The organism is Streptomyces sp. NPDC048603, from assembly GCF_043199475.1.
Classification (GTDB): domain Bacteria; phylum Actinomycetota; class Actinomycetes; order Streptomycetales; family Streptomycetaceae; genus Streptomyces.
Genome location: NZ_JBICVY010000010.1, coordinates 273302 through 292173, shown reverse-complemented (window position 1 = coordinate 292173; position 18872 = coordinate 273302). Strand labels below are relative to the sequence as shown.

The following is an 18872-nucleotide window of genomic DNA, read 5'->3' as shown; positions in this document are numbered from 1 at the left end:
CCGCACGGTATGGTCCCGCCAGGCGGTCACGGTGCCGTCATGGAACCCAGCAGCGCCTCCGTGCACTCCTCGGTGAGGTCCTCGGCGTACGGAGGCAGGGGGGTGCCCGCGCGCAGGTGACGGCGGACCACGGTCAGCGGCAGGTCGACGAGGGCCAGGGCGACCCGGTCCCGCGCCTGTTCGTCCCCGGCGCCCAGTGATACGGCGAGCCCGCCCAGCCGGGCGAAGACCCTCCCGTTGCCGAGGTCGGCGCGTGCGGCGTGCTCCCCGGACCAGTCGGCGCGCCCGAAGTCGGCGGCACCGTAGAGGAGGAGGGTCGCCTCGTCCGGGTTCTCCCGGCACCAGGCCACCACGTGCCGGGAGGCCGCGCGCGCCGCCCGGCGGGGGTCGGCCTCGCCGTCGAGCACGGCCAGGTAGCCCTGCTGGAACCGCTCCACGGTGCGCAGCCACACCTCGGCGAGCAGGGCCGTGCGCCCGGCGAACCGGTGGTAGACCGAGCCGCTGGGCGCGCCGGTGGCCTGGGCGACGGCCGACATGGTCACGGCCGCCGGTCCGCCCGCGGCCGCGAGGGCTACGGCGGCGTCGAGGAGCTTGCCAGTGTCGAAGCGGGGTGGTCTCGCCATGAATCAGAGAGTACCCTCCAATTTATTGGAGAGAGGTCTCCAATACTGTGGAGGGGAGGACGCATGGGCGTCCACAACGTGCACGAGCGCCTGCTGCCCGCGAAAGAGAGCGAGGTGGGCGCACTGATCGACAGCCTGGCCACCGGCGAGGGCGACCTGCTGTGGCCCGGCCGCGACTGGTCCCCCATGGAGTTCGACCGCCCGCTGGGACCCGGTGCCGCGGGGGGCCACGGGCCGGTGCGGTACACCGTGGCCGGGTACGCGCCGGGGCGCTGGATCCGCTTCGAGTTCACCGGGCCGCGCGGCTTCCACGGCCATCACGAGCTGGCCGTGCTGCCGGTGGACGCGGACCACACCCGGCTGCACCACACCCTGACGATGTCCACCACCGGCCTGGCCCGCCTCACCTGGCCGCTGGCCTGGCGGCCGCTGCACGACGCCTGCCTGGAGGACGGCCTCGACCGCGCCGAACACGCCTGCACCGGACGGGTGGCCCGCCCGGCGCGCTGGTCGCCGTACGTGCGGTTCCTGCGCGCCCTGGCGGCCCGCGCCGGCCTCTGACCGCACCCCTTGCCGCCACGGGCTCGGGCTACGGGCGCAGGCTGCGGACGTCCAGGTGGCGCAGGACACGGTCCACGACCTCCGGGTCGGCGCCCGGTTCGCTGCGCGCCGCGAGCACCTCGTGACGGGCGGCGGACAGCATCTCGCGCTGGACGTGCTGGATGTGACGGAGCCGCGAGACCCGCTGCGCGTAGGCCTCGCGGCGTTCCTCGTCGACCAGGTCGGGGCTGATCCGGGCGCCCACGTCGTACGCGCGCCGCTGGAGCTGTTCGAGGAGGTCCTCGGGGAGCTCCTCGACCTCCTGGATCTCCCTGAGGCGGCGCTTCGCCGCCTTCGCCGCGCGCAGGGCCAACTCCCGCCGGAAGGCCCGCTCGGCGTCCGTGTCCGCCCGGACGCCGAGCCGGCGTACCAGCCAGGGCAGGGTCAGGCCCTGGAGGATCAGCGTGGTCATGATGACCGCGAAGGCGATGAAGACGATCTCATCGCGGGCCGGGAAGGGTTCGCCGGAGTCGGTGCGGAGCGGGATCGCCAGGGCCAGCGCCACCGAGGCCACCCCGCGCATGCCGGCCCACCACATCACCACGCTCTCCCGCCAGCTCAGCGGGATCTCCTCGTCGTAGTCGCGCCGCCCGTGCAGCCGTCTGGCCAGCCACGAGGCGGGGAGCAGCCACACCAGCCGTACGCCGACCACCACCGCGACCACGGCCGCCGCCCAGCCGGCCATCTGCTCCCACCGGCCCGCGGCCGTGCCGAACACGTTGTGCAGTTCCAGCCCGATCAGCCCGAACGCCACCCCGGTGACCAGCATGTCGACGACCTCCCAGAAGGTGTGCCCGGCCAGCCGGCCCAGGACGTCGTCGGCGTCGCTCGCGAACTCCGCCAGGAACAGGGCGGTGGTGAGGACGGCCAGCACCCCCGAGCCCATCAGCTCCTCCGCCAGCGTGTACGCCACGAAGGGCAGGAGCAGGGTCAGACCGATCTGCAGGGTGGCGTCGCCGAGCCGCCCGATCAGCAGCTTCGCCAACCAGCCCAGGGCCAGTCCGACGGCCACCGCGACCACCGCCGACAGCACGAACTCCAGGGTGGCCTCCGGCCAGGAGAAGCTGCCGCTGACGGCGGCGGCGATCGCCACGTGGTACAGCACGATGGCCGTCACGTCGTTGAACAGGCCCTCGCCCTCCAGGATCGACACCAGGCGGCGCGGCAGCCCGAGCGAGCCGGCCACGGCGGTGGCCGCGACCGGGTCGGGCGGCGCGACCAGCGCGCCCAGCGCCACGGCGGCGGCCACCGGCAGCCCGGGCACCACCGCGTTCGCAACGGCGGCGACGGCGGCCGTGGTGACGAAGACCAGCGCGACCGCCAGCAGCAGGATCGGCCGTACGTTGGCGGCGAACTGCCGCCAGGAGGTGCGCTGCGCGGAGGCGTACAGCAGCGGCGGCAGCACCAGCGGGAGGATGAACTCGGGCGGGATGTCCACGTTCGGCACGACCGGCACCAGGGCCAGCACGATGCCGCCGAGGGTCATCAGGACCGGCGCGGGCAGGCCCAGCCGGTCCCCGACCGGCACGCTGACGACGGCACCCAGCAGCAGCACGAAGAGGAGGAGGAGCTGATCCACTCCCCCACCCTGCCAGGCGCGCCCGATTCGTTCGGTTAAGGAAGGGTGCGTCGCATCGCGCGGTGCGGCATGCCCGCGTCCTCGAACTCGGGACCGTACGCCGCGTAGCCGAGCCGCTCGTAGAAGCCGAGGGCGTGCGTCTGCGCGCCCAGGTCCACGGCGGTCAGGCCCAGCCGGACCGCCTCCGCCTCCAGCGCCCGGACCAGGGCCGCGCCCACGCCGAGGCCGCGCGCGGACTTCAGGACGGCCAGGCGGCCGAGCGAGCCGACGCCCGGCGTGCCGGTCTTGCCGAGGGCGGCCTCGCCGTGCAGCAGCCGGCCGGTGCCCAGGGGGCCGTCCGGGCCGGTCGCCAGCACGTGCACGGCGTCCGCGTCGTAGGCGTCGTACTCGATCTCCTCGGGCACGGACTGTTCGACGACGAAGACCTCGGTGCGGACGGCGAAGCAGGCCGCGAGGTCGGCCTCGCCGACGGCGACCCGGACCTCGTACGGCGCGGACCCGGGCTCGGACGCGGGCCCGGGCGCGGACGCCGGGGAGGTCACTCGCTCTCCGCGCGGATCATGTCCAGCGCGTGCTGCAGGTCGTCCGGGTAGTGGCTCGCGAACTCCACCCACTGGCCGTCCGCCGGGTGCTCGAAGCCGAGCCGCACCGCGTGCAGCCACTGGCGGGTGAGGCCCAGGCGCTTGGCGATGGTCGGGTCGGCGCCGTAGGTGAGGTCGCCCACGCAGGGGTGCCGGTGCGCCGACATGTGCACGCGGATCTGGTGGGTGCGGCCGGTCTCCAGCTTGATGTCCAGCAGGGAGGCCGCCCGGAACGCCTCGATGAGGTCGTAGTGGGTGACGGAGGCCTTGCCGTCCTGGATCACGGCCCACTTGTAGTCGTGGTTGGGGTGCCGGCCGATGGGGGCGTCGATCGTGCCGCTCATCGGGTCCGGGTGACCCTGGACCAGGGTGTGGTAGCGCTTGTCCACGACGCGCTCGCGGAACTGGTTCTTCAGCGAGGTGTACGCGCGCTCGGACTTGGCCACCACCATCAGGCCGGAGGTGCCGACGTCCAGGCGGTGCACGATGCCCTGGCGCTCGGCGGCGCCGGAGGTGGAGATCCGGTACCCGGCGGCGGCCAGGCCGCCGATCACGGTGGTGCCGGTCCAGCCGGGGCTGGGGTGCGCGGCGACCCCCACCGGCTTCATGATCACGACGATGTCCTCGTCGTCGTGGACGATCTCCATGCCCTCGACCGGCTCGGCGACGATCTCGACCGGGCGCGGCGGGGCGGGCATCTCGACCTCGAGCCAGGCGCCGCCGTGCACCCGCTCGGACTTCCCGACGACGCTGCCGTCGACCGCGACCTTGCCGGCCGCGGCCAGCTCGGCCGCCTTGGTCCGGGAGAACCCGAACATACGGGCGATCGCGGCGTCTACGCGCTCGCCTTCGAGGCCGTCGGGAACGGGCAGGGTGCGGATCTCGGGAATCGTACTCACCCGTCGAGTATGCCGGACTCGCGTGGCGGCCCGTTCTCGATCTTGTTCCGCCCCGTTCCCGCGACTGTACCCGCGGGGGGCCGGCTCAGTCCTTGTGGATCGTGCCGTCGGGGTCCAGACCCCGGAAGGAGAGCAGCACGATCAGGATGCCGCCGCACACGATCGCGGAGTCCGCGAGGTTGAAGACCGCGAAGTGGGCGGGGGCGATGAAGTCCACGACGGCACCGCGGAAGACGCCCGGCGAGCGGAAGATCCGGTCGGTGAGGTTGCCCAGTGCGCCGCCGAGCAGCAGGCCGAGCGCGATGGCCCAGGGCAGGCTGTAGAGCTTCCGGGCCAGCCGCACGATCACCACGATCACGGTGGCCGCGATGATGGTGAAGATGATCGTGAACGCCTCGCCGAAGCCGAAGGCGGCGCCGGGGTTCCGGATCGCCTCGAACTTCAGCAGATCACCGACGATCTCGATGGGGGGCTGGTGCTCCAGCTTGGCCACGACCAGCATCTTGCTGCCGAGGTCGAGCAGGTAGGCCAGCACGGCCACGACGAGCAGCGCGGTGATCCGCCGCCGCCCCTTGGGCTGCGCGGGCTCCGGCTGCGTGTCGTCCCCGACCTCCGGCGTACCGATGATGCGCTCCGCCTCTGCCACGTGCGTCCCTCGAACTCGCTCGACAACTGTGACGAGAGTACGTCAGCCGCGCGCGGACCGGGGGCCCCAGGTCCCCCGCTCCGGACACGACCGCGGACGCGCCTCAGTGGCGCCGCTCCTGCTTCGCCTTGCACTCCACGCACAGGGTGGCCCGCGGGAACGCCTGCATCCGCGCCTTGCCGATGGGGTTCCCGCAGTTCTCGCAGACGCCGTAGGTGCCGGCGTCCAGTCGTTCCAGGGCCCGCTCGGTCTGCTCCAGCATCTCGCGGGCGTTCGCGGCGAGGGCGATCTCGTGTTCGCGGGTGATGTTCTTGCTGCCCGTGTCGGCCTCGTCGTCGCCGGCACCGGCGCCGCCGTCCCGCATCAGGCCGGTGATGGCCAGCTCGGAGGCCTCCAGCTCGGCCCGCAGCCGCAGCACCTCCGTCTCCAGCTCCGTACGGGCCTCCGCGACCTCCGCCGGGGTCCAGGGCTCCTCGCCGGGGCGTACCGCGAGCTCGCCGGGGGCTGCGGCCGCACGGCCGGCTGCCACCGTACGGGTCTTGGGCAGCCCGCTGGTGGCCGCCGTGGCGGTCTTCCTGGCCTTGCTCGTGCCCGTGCTCTTCTTGGCAACCACTGTTCCGGCTCCCGTCTCTTCCGCGGCCTGGGCCGCCCCCTCGGCCACGGCACCGGTCGGGGCCGTGGCCTTCTTCGTGGTCGTCCTGCCGGCGCCGTTCTTCTTCGCCGGGGCCGCGGTGGACCCGGTCTTCTTCGCCGCCGCCCTGCCGCCAGGGTCGGCCGAGGCGGCCGAGGCGGCCTTTCCGGTCGCAGCCTTCTTGGCCGCGACCTTCTTGGCCACGGCCTTCCGGGCCGGGGCCTTCGCCGGAGCGGCCTTCCCGTCGGCCGCCGCCTTCCCGTCGGCCGCGGCGGCCTTCGCCGGAGCCTTCCCGGCCGTCACCTTCCCGGGGGCCGGTTCCTCGGCCGCAGTCGCGGCCACCGCCTGCTTCTTCGCCACCATGGCCGCGGCCCCTTCACATATGGTGATCTAGCACGCAAATCGTGCTGGGACGATAAATCGACTCCATCCCCGCGGCAACGGGTACGCGCCCGCCGCGACCAACCTGCATCCGTTGTGCCCAGCCCCGGCCCAGGTATTCCGCCACTCGCCTGCACACCGAGACCATTCGGGCGCATCGGACCATTCGGGTCACCGTAAACAGGTCGGCCGGCCCGCCCCCCGGCCTTACACTGAGCCCAGCGAAAGGCATGGATGGGGACGAGTAGCGTCGTACGCAGCCAGGAGCGACCCGGGGACGGTGAGAGCCCGGGGGCGAGCGCGTCGTGAAGGATCACCCCGGAGCCGCCGGAAGAACGCCCAGGGCCCCGGCCCGGGCCAGTAGAACCGGCTTCGCACCCCAATGAGGGGGCCACCGGACCCGTCCGGCGGCCAAGGAGGGTGGTACCGCGGGAGCCCAGCGCTCTCGTCCCTCCGGACGGAGAGACGAAGCCCGCCGGAGGAAGACGAAGAGCCTCATGACGAACCCGCCGCAGTACCGCCCGGTGCCCGCCCAGGTCGACCTGCCCGCCCTGGAGCACGCAGTCCTCGACTTCTGGCGCGAGAGCAAGACCTTCGCCAAGACCCTGGAGCAGTCCGAGGGACGCCCCGAGTGGGTCTTCTACGAGGGCCCGCCGACCGCCAACGGCATGCCCGGTGCCCACCACATCGAGGCCCGCGTCTTCAAGGACGTCTTCCCCCGCTTCCGCACCATGCGCGGCTACCACGTGGCCCGCAAGGCCGGCTGGGACTGCCACGGCCTGCCCGTCGAGCTGGCCGTCGAGAAGGAGCTCGGCTTCAACGGCAAGCAGGACATCGAGGCGTACGGCATCGCCGAGTTCAACGCCAAGTGCCGCGAGTCCGTGACCCGCCACACCGACGCGTTCGCCGAGCTCACCACCCGCATGGGCTACTGGGTGGACCTGGACGACGCCTACCGGACCATGGACCCCGAGTACGTCGAGTCCGTGTGGTGGTCGCTGAAGGAGATCTTCAACAAGGGCCTGCTGGTCCAGGACCACCGCGTCGCCCCCTGGTGCCCGCGCTGCGGCACCGGCCTCTCCGACCACGAGCTCGCCCAGGGCTACGAGACGGTCGTCGACCCCTCCGTCTACGTCCGCTTCCCGCTGACCTCCGGCCCGCTGGCCGGCGAGGCCTCGCTGCTGGTCTGGACGACCACCCCGTGGACCCTGGTCTCCAACACGGCCGTGGCCGCCCACCCCGAGGTCACGTACGTCGTGGCGACGCCCGCCGGTGGCGACGGCGACGAGAAGATCGTCGTCGCGCAGCCGCTGCTGGAGAAGGCGCTCGGCGAGGGATGGGAGTCCACCGGCCGGACCTTCACCGGCAAGGAGATGGAGCGCTGGACCTACCGGCGCCCGTTCGAGCTGGTCCCCTTCGAGGCCCCGGCCCACTTCGTGGTCAACGCCGAGTACGTGACCACCGAGGACGGCACCGGTCTGGTCCACCAGGCCCCGGCCTTCGGCGCCGACGACCTCGCGGTCTGCCGCGCGTACGGCCTGCCGGTGGTGAACCCGGTCCGCCCCGACGGCACCTTCGCCGAGGAGGTCCCGCTCGTCGGCGGCGTCTTCTTCAAGAAGGCCGACGAGAAGCTGACCGCCGACCTCGACGCCCGCGGCCTGCTGTTCAGGCACATCGCGTACGAGCACAGCTACCCGCACTGCTGGCGCTGCCACACCGCGCTGCTCTACTACGCGCAGCCGTCCTGGTACATCCGCACCACCGCCGTCAAGGACGCGATGCTGCGGGAGAACGAGAAGACCAACTGGTTCCCGGAGTCGGTCAAGCAGGGCCGGTTCGGCGACTGGCTGAACAACAACATCGACTGGGCGCTGTCCCGCAACCGCTACTGGGGCACCCCGCTGCCGATCTGGCGCTGCGAGGAGGGCCACCTCACCTGCGTCGGCTCCCGCGCGGAGCTCAGCGAGCTGTCCGGCCGGGACCACTCGGGCCTCGACCCGCACCGCCCGTTCATCGACGAAGTGACCTTCCCCTGCACCGCCGAGGGCTGCGCGCACACGGCGGTCCGCGTGCCGGAGGTCATCGACGCCTGGTACGACTCCGGCTCGATGCCGTTCGCCCAGTACGGCTACCCGTACAAGAACAAGGACCTCTTCGAGAAGCGCTACCCGGCGCAGTTCATCTCCGAGGCGATCGACCAGACCCGCGGCTGGTTCTACACGCTGATGGCGGTCGGCACGCTCGTCTTCGACAAGTCCTCGTACGAGAACGTGGTCTGCCTGGGCCACATCCTCGCCGAGGACGGCCGCAAGATGTCCAAGCACCTGGGCAACATCCTGCAGCCGATCCCGCTGATGGACCAGCACGGCGCCGACGCGGTGCGGTGGTTCATGGCGGCCGGCGGTTCGCCGTGGGCGGCGCGCCGGGTCGGCCACGGCACCATCCAGGAGGTCGTCCGCAAGACGCTCCTCACCTACTGGAACACGGTGGCCTTCCAGGCCCTCTACGCCCGCACCTCCAACTGGGCGCCGTCGGCGGCCGATCCGGCGCCGGCCGAGCGCACGGTGCTCGACCGGTGGCTGCTCTCCGAGCTGCACACGCTCGTCGGGGACGTCACCGAGGCCATGGAGGCGTACGACACCCAGCGGGCCGGCAAGCTGCTGTCGGCCTTCGTCGACGACCTCTCGAACTGGTACGTGCGCCGGTCGCGCCGCCGGTTCTGGCAGGGTGACAAGGCTGCGCTGCGCACCCTCCACGACGTGGTCGAGACGGTCACCCGCCTGATGGCCCCGCTGACCCCGTTCATCACGGAGCGGGTCTGGCAGGACATGGTCGTCCCGGTGAGCCCGGACGCCCCGGAGTCGGTGCACCTGACCTCGTGGCCGGAGGCCGACGCGGCGCTCGTGGACCCGGTGCTGTCCCAGCAGATGCTGCTGGTCCGGCGGCTGGTCGAGCTGGGCCGCGCCACGCGCGCCGAGTCCGGCGTCAAGACCCGCCAGCCGCTGTCGCGGGCGCTCGTCGCCGCGGCGGGCTTCTCCGACCTGTCGGCCGGTCTGCAGGCGCAGATCACGGAGGAGCTGAACGTCTCCTCCCTGGCCTCCCTCTCGGAGGTCGGCGGCTCGCTGGTGGACACCACGGCGAAGGCGAACTTCCGGGCGCTGGGCAAGCGCTTCGGCAAGGGCGTGCAGGACGTCGCCAAGGCCGTGGCCGCGGCGGACGCGGCCGCGCTCTCGCTGGCGCTCCGGTCCGGCGAGGCCACGGTCGAGGTCAACGGCGAGACGGTCACTCTCACCCCCGAGGAAGTGATCATCACGGAGACCCCGCGTGAGGGCTGGTCCGTGGCCTCGGACTCGGGCGCGACGGTCGCCCTGGACCTGGAGATCACCCCGGAGCTGAAGCTGGCGGGCCTGGCCCGTGACGCGATCCGGCTGATCCAGGAGGCGCGGAAGAACTCCGGCCTGGACGTCGCGGACCGCATCGCGCTGCGGTGGTCCTCGGCGGATCCGGAGGTCGTGACGGCCCTGACCGACCACGCGGCGCTGATCGCGGACGAGGTCCTGGCCACGGACTACGCGTCCGGCGACGCCGACGACACGTACGGTGACCCCTTCACGGACGAGTCCCTCGGCCTGACCTTCCGCCTCCGCAAGGCATAACCCGGGCTGGGGCCAGGCCGGTCCCGGCCTGGCCCCAGCCCGGGCCAACCCCGGCCCCGGCCTCTGTGGCCCGGTGTCCCGCCCACCCCGGCGGGCGCCGGGCCATATCCGTTTCCGGGCCCGTGCCCGTCGCCCTGCGGGGCATGCCCCCTCCCCGCCCTCCCCCAGACTTCGTCCGGGGGGACCCCCATCCCGAAACCGGGGCTCCGCCCCCGGACCCCGCCCCGGTTCGGGGCGGCCCCCTAGTACCGGGCCTGCGGGCCGGCCGTGGCTGGTCGCGCAGTTCCCCGCGCCCCTGACGGGGCACCCCCGGCGGGGTGCAGGGACGGAGCCCCGCAGGGGCGTGGGGCGTAAGCCCCACAGTGGGGTCCGGGGCGGAGCCCCGGCTTCGGGAAGGGGCGGGGCGGGGAGAGAGCTCCGCGCAGCGGGCAGCGGGCAGCGGGCAGCGGGCAGCGGGCAGCGGGCAGCGGGGGGTACGCGAAACGGGCCGGGCCCGGATCCCCTGAGGGGTCCGGGCCCGGCCCGTGAATGCTGCCGACGGCGGCGTCGTAGCGCGGTGCGACTAGTTGTCGTCCTCGTCGATCAGGAAGCCCCGCATCGGCGACGGCGCCTGCTGCATCGGCTGCGGCGCAGCCGGCCGCACCGGAGCCATCGGCTGGGTCATCGCCGGGGACATCTGCTGCTGGCCGCCGTAGGACGGGCCGCCCGACATCGGCGAGGGACCGCCCGACATCGGCGAGGAGTGCCCCATCGCCCCGGCCGGAGCCATCGACGGCGCCGGGCTCGGCGGCAGCGAAGCCGTCGCCGGGGTCCGCGGCGGGGCCAGCGAGTCGTCCGCCTGGGTCTCCAGCTGGCGCAGCTGCGACTCCAGGTAGGACTTCAGACGCGTGCGGTACTCACGCTCGAAGCCCCGCAGGTCCTCGACCTTGCGCTCCAGCGTGGCGCGGGCGGACTCCAGCGAGCCCATCGCGACGCGGTGCTTCTCCTGGGCGTCCCGCTCCAGCGCGTCCGCCTTGGCGCGGGCGTCCCGCTCCAGGCCCTCGGCGCGGCTGCGCGCCTCGCCGACGATCTTGTTGGCCTCGGAACGGGCCTCCGCGATCGCCTGGTCGGCGGTCTGCTGGGCGAGCGAGAGGACACGCGCGGCGCTGTCGCCACCGGGGCCCTGGCCGGGAGCCGGCAGCTGCGGCTGCTGCTGCGGAGGCATGCCCATGGGCTGGCCCATCGGCTGCATCTGGCCCATCGGCTGCATCTGCTGCATCGGCTGGCCGAGCGGGTTCTGGCCGCCCATGGACGGGTTCGGACCCATGCCGGGGTTCGGGCCCATGCCCGGGTTCGGACCCATGCCGTTCGGACCCATGCCCGGGTTCGGACCCATGCCCGGGTTCGGACCCATGCCGTTCGGACCCATGCCCGGGTTCGGACCCATGCCGGGGTTCGGACCGCCCATCGGGTGCTGCTGCATCGGACCGCCCATGGGGCCGCCCATCGGGCCGGGACCCTGCGGACCCTGTCCACCGGGACCGGGCGGCAGCTGCGGGGCGCCGCCCGGCAGCTGCGGCGGGCCCTGCTGGGCCGGCGGGCCGGATATGGCGGCGGGCACGGGGGCGCCCGGGCCACGCTGGTCCTGCGGCTCCGGCTTGCGCATGTTGGCCTGCTGCTGGCTCTGGGCCGCGGCCCGCGTCGCCGCGGCGAGCTTGGCGCGCAGGTCCTCGTTCTCCCGCAGCAGACGCGTCAGTTCGGCCTCGACCTCGTCGAGAAAGGCATCGACCTCGTCCTCGTCATAGCCTTCTCGGAGGCGGACGGTCGTGAACTGCTTGTTCCGCACGTCCTCGGGGGTCAGCGGCATGTCTTCTTCACCTCTACGTAGTCGTCGGCAGTCGGCAGGCCCGTGTCGTCCATGTCCGTCCTCATCTCGCGAAGCCGCTCACGATGCTGATCAGGACGTAGACGATGATCATCAGCACGAAGAAGGACAGGTCGAGTGCCACGCCCCCGAGACGCAGCGGCGGGATGAATCGCCGCAGAAGCTTGAGCGGTGGGTCGGTGACAGTGTAGGTGGCCTCAAGAACGACCACCATCGCCTTCCCGGGTTCCCAGGAACGTGCGAACTGGAAGACGTAATCCATGACGAGCCGGAAGATCAGCACGATGAGGAAGCACGTCAGCGCAATGTAGATCACATCCAGTGCGACACCCATCCCGTACTTCCCTCTCCCCTTGCCCTCGCCTGTCCGGTCTAGCTCTGGTTGAAGAACCCGCCCTCCGCGATGCGGGCCTTGTCCTCCGCCGTGACATCGACGTTAGCAGGCGACAGCAGGAACACCTTCTGTGTCACGCGTTCAATGCTGCCGTGCAGACCGAACACGAGACCGGCCGCGAAGTCGACCAGACGCTTGGCGTCAGTGTCGTCCATCTCGGTCAGATTCATGATCACCGGGGTGCCCTCACGGAAGTGTTCCCCGATGGTACGGGCCTCGTTGTAGGTCCGGGGGTGCAGCGTCGTGATGCGGTACGGCTCCCGCTCGGAGACGACCTTGGGCATGATCACGGGGGCGTTCTTCTCCAGGTTCGAGCGTTCGGGTGTGATGGATGCCACGGGGGCGATTCGGGCGGGTCGTCCGCTTTCAACGGGCAATGAGATGGGTTCACGCGGAGCCGGAGGCTGTGCCACTCGTACCGGTTCGTCCCTTACGGGCGGTTGGTGCACCGGCTGCTCCCGGCGGTCCCGCTCCCGGGGCGCCAGCTCCGGCTCGGGCTCGAACTCGTCATCGGGGTCGTATCCCGGGTTGTCGTACCGGTCGTCCTCCACGAGGCCGAGGTAGACCGCCATCTTGCGCATTGCGCCGGCCATTCTCTGAGTCCTCCGCTCTGTGGTGGATCGCCCACCGACAAATCTCGCAGTGTCACAAAAGTCACCAACTGCCCGCGATCCACGTGGCCTGCCCGCTCATCAGCGGTAATGACCATATTTTCTGCTGTGGTCCGACTTTCTTCGCGACGTTACCCGAGCCTGGGTCTCCCGCCGAGTACCGCCGTGCCGACGCGTACGTGTGTCGCTCCGGCGGCCACGGCCTGCTCCAGATCGGCGCTCATCCCGGCCGACACCATGGTCGCAGCCGGATGGGCCGTGCGCAGGCCGCTTGACAATTCCACCAGCCGCTGGAAAGCGGCCTGTTCGCGTCCCGCGTAGCGGCCGGCCAGCGGAGCCACCGTCATCACCCCGGCCAGCCGCAGTCCCGGGGCCTCCTCGATCAGCCCGGCCAACTCGCCCAGCTGCTCCGGCGCCGCGCCGCCCCGCTCCCCGCGCTCCCCCGACTCCGCGTCGAGGGCGATCTGCACCAGGCAGCCGAGTTCCCGTTCCGCCTTCACCGCCGCCGCCGAGAGCGCGGACACCAGCCGGGGCCGGTCGACGGACTGCACCAGATGCGCGTATCCCGCCACGGAACGGACTTTGTTCGTCTGCAACTGACCGACAAAGTGCCAGGTGAGCGGCAGATCCGCACAGACCAGGGCTTTCGGGCCGGCCTCCTGGTCGCGGTTCTCCGCCACATGACGGACACCCAGCTCCGCCAGGAGACGTACGTCGCTCGCGGGGTAGGTCTTGGTGACCACGATGAGGGTCACCTCCTCCCGCTTGCGCCCGGCCGCGGCGCAGGCGGCGGAGATTCGTTCCTCCACCCGCGCCAGGTTCGCGGCGAGCTCGGCCTTACGATCTGTCATTCCTCAGTCCAACCAGACATATCCGGCAAGCCGGCCGGTCACCCGGTCACGGCGGTACGAGAAGTGGTCGCGCGATTCCAGTGTGCAGACGGGGGACCGCTGAGCGTCCGTCACCCCCAGTCCGGCGAGCTGGGCGTGCACCCCCGCCACCACGTCGACGGCCGGAGTGCCCCAGCTGGTCTCGGCACGGGCGGCCGGCACCACGTCGGCGACCGCGTCCCGCATCTCGGCCGGCACCTCGTAGCAGCGCCCGCACACGGCGGGTCCGGTACGGGCGACCAGCCGGGCGGGGTCCGCGCCGAGCGCGGTCATCGCCTCCACCGCGGCCGGCACCACCCCGGCGACCAGGCCGGGCCGGCCCGCGTGCGCCGCGGCGACGACCCCGGCGACGGGGTCGGCCAGCAGGACCGGGACGCAGTCGGCGGTGAGGACCGCGAGGGCGAGCCCCCGACGGGCGGTCACCACCGCGTCCACGGCGGGAATCTCTGCGGAATCTCCCCAGGGTCCGTCCACCACGGCCACGTCCCGGCCGTGCACCTGGTTCATCCAGACCACCTGGCCGGGGTCGATGCCCAGGGTGCGCGCGGCCCGCGCGCGGTTCTCCCGTACGGCAGCCGGGTCGTCCCCGACGGCGCCGCCGAGGTTGAGCTCCTCGTACGGAACGGCGCTCACCCCGCCCCACCGGTCGGTGAAGGCGAAGTGGGCGCCGCTCACGATGTGCTGCCCTATCGTCACTTCAAGAAGTCCGGAACGTCCAGTTCCTCGGCCGGGCTGTCCTGGTAGGGACGCGGGACCGTCGGGGGCGCGACCGGGGTCTGCGGGATCTCGGCGACCGGGGCCGGCTCGACCGGAGCCGGGGGCTCCTCACGCGGGGTGACCGTACCGAGGCCGCCGAAGGACGGGCGGACCGGCTCGGGTCGGCTGACCGGGGCCGGGGGCTCCTCGCGCTTGGTCGAGGCGGCGCCGATCACGTTGTCCCGGCGGGCCGGGGGCTGGCCCCCGTCGAACCCGGCCGCGATGACGGTGACCCGCACCTCGTCGCCGAGCGCGTCGTCGATGACGGCGCCGAAGATGATGTTCGCCTCGGGGTGGGCGGCCTCGCTGACCAGCTGGGCGGCCTCGTTGATCTCGAAGAGGCCGAGGTCGGAACCGCCGGAGATGGAGAGCAGGACGCCGCGGGCGCCGTCGATGGACGCCTCCAGGAGCGGCGAGGAGATCGCCATCTCGGCGGCGGCCACGGCGCGGTCGTCGCCGCGGGCGGAGCCGATGCCCATGAGCGCCGATCCGGCCTCGGACATCACGGACTTGACGTCGGCGAAGTCCAGGTTGATCAGACCGGGCGTGGTGATGAGGTCGGTGATGCCCTGCACACCGCTCAGCAGCACCTGGTCGGCCGACTTGAAGGCGTCGAGCACCGAGACCTGGCGGTCCGAGATGGACAGCAGGCGGTCGTTGGGGATGACGATGAGGGTGTCGACCTCTTCGCGGAGCTCGGCGATGCCGTCCTCCGCCTGGTTGGCGCGACGGCGGCCCTCGAAGGTGAACGGCCGGGTGACCACACCGATCGTCAGGGCGCCCAGGGAGCGCGCGATGTTGGCGACGACGGGCGCGCCGCCGGTGCCGGTGCCGCCGCCCTCGCCGGCGGTGACGAAGACCATGTCGGCCCCCTTGAGGACCTCCTCGATCTCCTCACGGTGGTCCTCTGCCGCCTTGCGACCGACTGCCGGGTTGGCACCGGCGCCGAGGCCCCGGGTGAGTTCACGGCCGACGTCGAGCTTGACGTCGGCGTCGCTCATCAACAGCGCCTGGGCGTCCGTGTTGATGGCGATGAACTCGACGCCCTTGAGACCGACCTCGATCATTCGGTTGATGGCATTGACACCACCGCCGCCGACACCGATGACCTTGATGACTGCGAGGTAGTTCTGCGGTGCTGCCACGTCGAAGGCCTCTCGCCTCGAGTTACGTGTCGCCGCCTCGCGGGCCTGCGGTGCGACGACTGATGCCGAAAACAGGGACGGTCCGATACATGCCGACCCGAACCCTAACCCTGAAGTTTAGGGTTAAGACTGTGTCTGTTCCTTGGACTCTTCCGAACAGGACACTAAGTCGACAAGTAGCGCGTGTTCAACGAACACGCCGAACCTCCCGTTTTTCTTTTCACCCTATGTGATCACCCATATCGCTGGCCAACCAGGGTGCGCCGCTGTTCGACCTCGCGTCAACTCCCGGCCACCGAGGGTGCCGTGGGAGCGCTCACATCGAAGTGCCCGGCCCTGGGTGCGGCCTTCAGCAGAGCCGTCAGCGCACGGGCTTTCGCCGGTCCCTGCCCGGAACTTCCCCAGACCACGGTACGGTCCCGGCTCAACTCCAGTTCCACGGAGTCGTACGAGGTCATCCGGATCCGGAGGGTCTCCTTGGCCACCGCCGCGGGGAGGTCCCCGGCGATGCCCACCGCCTCGTGCAGCAGCCGTTCCTCGTCGAACCGGCGCAGACTGGGCGAGTTGCCCGCGTTCAGTTCCAGAACGGGCACACCGGCAGGGGGTTTCGCCACCGTGTCGAACCGGACGCCCGAAGCGTCCACTTCGACGAACTTGGCATCCTTCCTGATGAGCAGGACGGGTTTGCGCTCCGTGACGTTCAGTCCGATCCCGTGCGGCCAGGAACGCACCACGTCGACCGATTCGATGCGGGGCAGCCGCCCGCGCAGCCGCGCCTCGATCTCGTCGGTGTCGACGGTGGCGAGCGGGGCCCCGACGGGTACCGCCGCCGCCCGGAGCACCTGCTCCGGGGTGAGCACCCCGGTGCCGGTGGTGGTGACCTTCTCCACCCGCAGCCAGTCCGAGCCGTACAAGGCCCAGCTGCTGCCGCCGGCGAGCAGCACGGCGGCGGCGAGGGCGGCCAGTACGGGGCCCCGGCGGAGGTGTCTCACGCCGGGGCCTTGGGGGACGTGGCCGGACTGTTTCGGCTTCGGCGGCTTCGGCGGTCCCGCCGGCTGCGGCGCCTTCGGCTGCTTCGTCGGTCCGGCCACGTGCGGTGCCTCCTGCGTCTGTGCTTTCCCGCCTCAGCGGGTCCGGTGCGCCGCGATGGCCTCGTACACCATGGCGACCAGCAGTTCGTCGGCGTCCCGGCGGCCGAACTCGGCGGCCGCGCGGGACATCTCGTAGAGCCGGTGCGGATCGGCGAGCACCGGGAGGACGTTGCCCTGGACCCACTCGGGGGTCAGTTCGGCGTCGTCCACCAGCAGACCGCCGCCCGCCTTGACCACCGGCTGGGCGTTGAGCCGCTGCTCGCCGTTGCCGATGGGCAGCGGGACGTAGGCGGCGGGCAGTCCGACGGCGGAGAGTTCGGCGACGGTCATCGCGCCCGCGCGGCACAGCATCATGTCGGCGGCGGCGTACGCGAGATCCATCCGGTCCAGGTACGGTACCGGGACGTACGGCGGCATTCCGGGCATGTTGTCCACACGCGGCAGTTCGTTCTTCGGGCCGACCGCGTGGAGGATCTGGATCCCGGCGCGCTGGAGCGCCGGTGCCACCTGCTGCACGACCTCGTTGAGCCGGCGCGCGCCCTGGGAGCCGCCGGAGACCAGCAGGGTGGGCAGGTTCGGGTCGAGCCCGAAGAGCGCGCGCCCCTCGGGCCGGGCGGCCGCCCGGTCGAGGGTGGCGATGGTGCGGCGCAGCGGGATGCCGACGTAGCGGGCGTTGCGGAGCTTGCTGTCGGGCGTGGAGACCGCGACCGCGGCCGCGTACCGGGAGCCGATCTTGTTGGCCAGGCCGGGCCGGGCGTTGGCCTCGTGGACGATGATCGGCACGCCGAGCCGCTTGGCGGCCAGGTAGCCGGGCAGGGCCACGTAGCCGCCGAAGCCGACGACGATGTCGGCCTTTGTGCGCGCCAGGATCTCCTCGGCGGCCTTGATGGTGCCGCGCAGCCGGCCGGGGACGGTGATCAGCTCGGGGGTGGGCTTCCGGGGCAGCGGCACGGCCGGGATCAGGCCGAGATCGTAGCCGCGCTCCGGCACCAGCCGGGTCTCCAGGCCGCGCTCCGTGCCGAGGGCGGTGATCCCCACGGCGGGGTCCTGCCTGCGCAGGGCATCCGCGAGGGCGAGCGCCGGCTCGATGTGGCCGGCGGTCCCCCCACCGGCGAGTACGACATGCACCGAAATTCACCGCTCTCCGGACGGACGCCTCTTGACGCGCCGCCTCATCGACTTCCAGATCGGCCCGGTCCGCTTCCAGCCGAACCTCGGCTGTCGCATCGCGAGCGCCGCGCGCGCCGCGGGCTCCTCCCGCGCGAAGGCGATGAGCAGTCCGACGGCGAACATGGTCGGCAGCAGGGCGGACCCTCCGTAGGAGAACAGCGGGAGCGGGACCCCGGCGATCGGCAGCAGACCGAGCACCGCGCCGATGTTGATCACGGCCTGGGCCGTGATCCAGGTGGTCACGCCTCCCGCGGCATACCTCACGAAGGGGTCCTCCGTGCGTCCGGCCACGCGGATACCCGCATAGCCTAGAGCCGCGAAGAGACCCAGGACCGACAGCGTCCCCGCCAGCCCCAGTTCCTCCCCGGTGATGGCAAAGATGAAGTCGTTGTGTGCTTCGGGTAGTTCCCCCCATTTTTCCACACTGGCACCCAGACCGGAACCGAACCATCCGCCGGACGCGAGGGCGAAGATTCCATGAACGGCCTGCCAGCATTCACCTTGCGGCCCGAGATCGGTCGCGCCGATGCAGGAGAGTCGCTGCATCCGGTGCGGGGCGGTCCTGATCAGAACCGCTCCGATCACGACGGCGACGGCCAGCACCCCGACGAACAGCCGGGTCGGGGCTCCCGCCAGCCACAGCAGTCCGAAGAGGATGGCGCAGAGGATCATCGCGGTGCCCATGTCGCCGCCCAGCATGATCAGTCCGAGCAGCAGGAAGGCCACCGGCACCAGCGGGACCAGCAGGTGCTTCCACTGGACCAGCAGGCCCTTGTCGCCCTTGCGGGCCATCAGGTCCGCGCCCCACAGGATCAGGGCCAGCTTGCCGAACTCGCTGGGCTGCAGCATGAAGGGGCCGCCCAGGGAGATCCAGTTCTGGTTGCCCTGGATGGAGACCCCTATCCCGGGGATCTGGACGAGCACCATCAGGAAGACGGTCGCGGCCAGCACCGGGTAGGCCAGCGCGCGGTGCAGCTTGACCGGCATCCGGGAGGCGGCGAGCAGCAGGCCGGCGCCGATGGCGGCGGCCAGGAACTGCTTCTGGAAGAAGTACGAGGGGGACAGGCCCAGCTGGAGCGCCTTGATCATGGAGGCGCTGTAGACCATCACCAGGCCCAGCACCGTAATCAGCAGCGAACTGCCGAAAATCAGGTAATAAGCGGTGAGTGGCCGGTCCCAAGTCCGGCGCAGGCGACGGTAGGTGCGCCGGATCCCGTCCAGCGGCCCCTGCCCCGCGGGCCCCTTGGCGGTCACCGAAGGACGCTTGCGCCCCTGCGCCCGGACGGCGGCGGGCCGTCGTCCGGGCAGCATCTGCTTGGCCGGCATCTGTCGTCTTCCCCTCCACTCGTACGAGC

The 18872-nt window shown here is 71.7% G+C and carries 17 protein-coding genes; 2 read left to right on the top strand and 15 right to left on the bottom strand.

Going from position 1 to position 18872, the window contains the following annotated elements:
• Positions 1-26: 26 nt before the first annotated feature.
• Positions 27-623: a TetR/AcrR family transcriptional regulator gene (locus ACGFQ9_RS25925; RefSeq protein ID WP_393576918.1), complete on the bottom strand. Its 597-nt coding sequence runs from the start codon at positions 621-623 to the stop codon at positions 27-29.
• Positions 624-686: 63 nt separating this feature from the next.
• Here ACGFQ9_RS25925 and ACGFQ9_RS25920 point away from each other — a divergent pair, with 63 nt between their 5' ends.
• On the top strand, positions 687-1184 hold the full coding sequence (locus tag ACGFQ9_RS25920; RefSeq protein ID WP_393576916.1) for an SRPBCC family protein: 498 nt from the start codon (positions 687-689) through the stop codon (positions 1182-1184).
• Positions 1185-1212: 28 nt separating this feature from the next.
• Here the strand turns inward: ACGFQ9_RS25920 and ACGFQ9_RS25915 are convergent, their stop codons facing one another.
• The 5 genes from ACGFQ9_RS25915 to ACGFQ9_RS25895 form a co-directional block, all read right to left on the bottom strand.
• Positions 1213-2802 carry a Na+/H+ antiporter gene (locus tag ACGFQ9_RS25915; protein ID WP_393576914.1) on the bottom strand — a complete coding sequence of 530 codons (1590 nt, stop codon included), beginning with the start codon at positions 2800-2802 and terminating at the stop codon, positions 1213-1215.
• A gap of 35 nt (positions 2803-2837) precedes the next feature.
• The gene (locus ACGFQ9_RS25910) at positions 2838-3344 is read right to left on the bottom strand and encodes a GNAT family N-acetyltransferase (RefSeq protein ID WP_393576912.1); all 507 of its coding nucleotides are present in this window, start codon (positions 3342-3344) and stop codon (positions 2838-2840) included.
• Complete coding sequence (locus tag ACGFQ9_RS25905; RefSeq protein ID WP_393576910.1) at positions 3341-4282, bottom strand: RluA family pseudouridine synthase; 942 nt, start codon at positions 4280-4282, stop codon at positions 3341-3343. Before ACGFQ9_RS25905 ends, ACGFQ9_RS25910 begins: the two co-directional genes overlap by 4 nt.
• Positions 4283-4367: 85 nt before the next feature.
• Complete coding sequence (gene lspA, locus ACGFQ9_RS25900) at positions 4368-4928, bottom strand: signal peptidase II (protein WP_393576908.1); 561 nt, start codon at positions 4926-4928, stop codon at positions 4368-4370.
• A gap of 103 nt (positions 4929-5031) precedes the next feature.
• Entirely contained in the window at positions 5032-5922 is an 891-nt protein-coding gene (locus ACGFQ9_RS25895) for a TraR/DksA family transcriptional regulator (protein WP_393576907.1), read from the bottom strand.
• Positions 5923-6437: 515 nt separating this feature from the next.
• Between ACGFQ9_RS25895 and ileS the strand changes: the two genes are divergently transcribed.
• Positions 6438-9596 carry an isoleucine--tRNA ligase gene (ileS, locus tag ACGFQ9_RS25890; protein ID WP_393576906.1) on the top strand — a complete coding sequence of 1053 codons (3159 nt, stop codon included), beginning with the start codon at positions 6438-6440 and terminating at the stop codon, positions 9594-9596.
• Positions 9597-10158: 562 nt separating this feature from the next.
• Here ileS and ACGFQ9_RS25885 read toward each other — a convergent pair.
• The 9 genes from ACGFQ9_RS25885 to ftsW form a co-directional block, all read right to left on the bottom strand.
• Complete coding sequence (locus ACGFQ9_RS25885) at positions 10159-11442, bottom strand: DivIVA domain-containing protein (RefSeq protein WP_393576904.1); 1284 nt, start codon at positions 11440-11442, stop codon at positions 10159-10161.
• A gap of 61 nt (positions 11443-11503) precedes the next feature.
• The gene (locus ACGFQ9_RS25880) at positions 11504-11794 is read right to left on the bottom strand and encodes a YggT family protein (RefSeq protein WP_393576902.1); all 291 of its coding nucleotides are present in this window, start codon (positions 11792-11794) and stop codon (positions 11504-11506) included.
• A 38-nt stretch (positions 11795-11832) separates the two neighbouring features.
• Positions 11833-12447, bottom strand: a complete 615-nt coding sequence (locus ACGFQ9_RS25875; protein WP_393576901.1) for a cell division protein SepF — start codon at positions 12445-12447, stop codon at positions 11833-11835.
• Between the two features lie 149 nt (positions 12448-12596).
• Positions 12597-13316, bottom strand: coding sequence for a YggS family pyridoxal phosphate-dependent enzyme (locus ACGFQ9_RS25870; protein WP_393576899.1), 720 nt, complete (start codon positions 13314-13316; stop codon positions 12597-12599).
• A gap of 3 nt (positions 13317-13319) precedes the next feature.
• Positions 13320-14051 carry a peptidoglycan editing factor PgeF gene (gene pgeF, locus ACGFQ9_RS25865; RefSeq protein WP_393576898.1) on the bottom strand — a complete coding sequence of 244 codons (732 nt, stop codon included), beginning with the start codon at positions 14049-14051 and terminating at the stop codon, positions 13320-13322.
• On the bottom strand, positions 14048-15256 hold the full coding sequence (ftsZ, locus tag ACGFQ9_RS25860; protein ID WP_393576896.1) for a cell division protein FtsZ: 1209 nt from the start codon (positions 15254-15256) through the stop codon (positions 14048-14050). The genes pgeF and ftsZ overlap by 4 nt, the downstream gene beginning before the upstream one ends.
• Before the next feature lie 281 nt (positions 15257-15537).
• Positions 15538-16347, bottom strand: a complete 810-nt coding sequence (locus tag ACGFQ9_RS25855; RefSeq protein ID WP_393576895.1) for a cell division protein FtsQ/DivIB — start codon at positions 16345-16347, stop codon at positions 15538-15540.
• Positions 16348-16380: 33 nt separating this feature from the next.
• Positions 16381-17475, bottom strand: coding sequence for an undecaprenyldiphospho-muramoylpentapeptide beta-N-acetylglucosaminyltransferase (gene murG / locus ACGFQ9_RS25850; protein ID WP_393576893.1), 1095 nt, complete (start codon positions 17473-17475; stop codon positions 16381-16383).
• A gap of 6 nt (positions 17476-17481) precedes the next feature.
• Positions 17482-18843: a putative lipid II flippase FtsW gene (ftsW, locus tag ACGFQ9_RS25845; RefSeq protein WP_393576891.1), complete on the bottom strand. Its 1362-nt coding sequence runs from the start codon at positions 18841-18843 to the stop codon at positions 17482-17484.
• Between the last annotated feature and the right edge of the window lie 29 nt (positions 18844-18872).

Excerpts from the sequence above, each read along its gene's own strand:
- ACGFQ9_RS25925 (WP_393576918.1), bottom strand. The coding sequence starts at position 623 with ATGGCGAGACCACCCCGCTTCGACACTGGCAAGCTCCTCGACGCCGCC.
- ACGFQ9_RS25920 (WP_393576916.1), top strand. The coding sequence starts at position 687 with ATGGGCGTCCACAACGTGCACGAGCGCCTGCTGCCCGCGAAAGAGAGC.
- ACGFQ9_RS25895 (WP_393576907.1), bottom strand. The coding sequence starts at position 5,922 with ATGGTGGCGAAGAAGCAGGCGGTGGCCGCGACTGCGGCCGAGGAACCG.
- ileS (WP_393576906.1), top strand. The coding sequence starts at position 6,438 with ATGACGAACCCGCCGCAGTACCGCCCGGTGCCCGCCCAGGTCGACCTG.
- ACGFQ9_RS25885 (WP_393576904.1), bottom strand. The coding sequence starts at position 11,442 with ATGCCGCTGACCCCCGAGGACGTGCGGAACAAGCAGTTCACGACCGTC.
- ACGFQ9_RS25880 (WP_393576902.1), bottom strand. The coding sequence starts at position 11,794 with ATGGGTGTCGCACTGGATGTGATCTACATTGCGCTGACGTGCTTCCTC.
- ACGFQ9_RS25875 (WP_393576901.1), bottom strand. The coding sequence starts at position 12,447 with ATGGCCGGCGCAATGCGCAAGATGGCGGTCTACCTCGGCCTCGTGGAG.
- ACGFQ9_RS25870 (WP_393576899.1), bottom strand. The coding sequence starts at position 13,316 with ATGACAGATCGTAAGGCCGAGCTCGCCGCGAACCTGGCGCGGGTGGAG.
- ftsW (WP_393576891.1), bottom strand. The coding sequence starts at position 18,843 with ATGCCGGCCAAGCAGATGCTGCCCGGACGACGGCCCGCCGCCGTCCGG.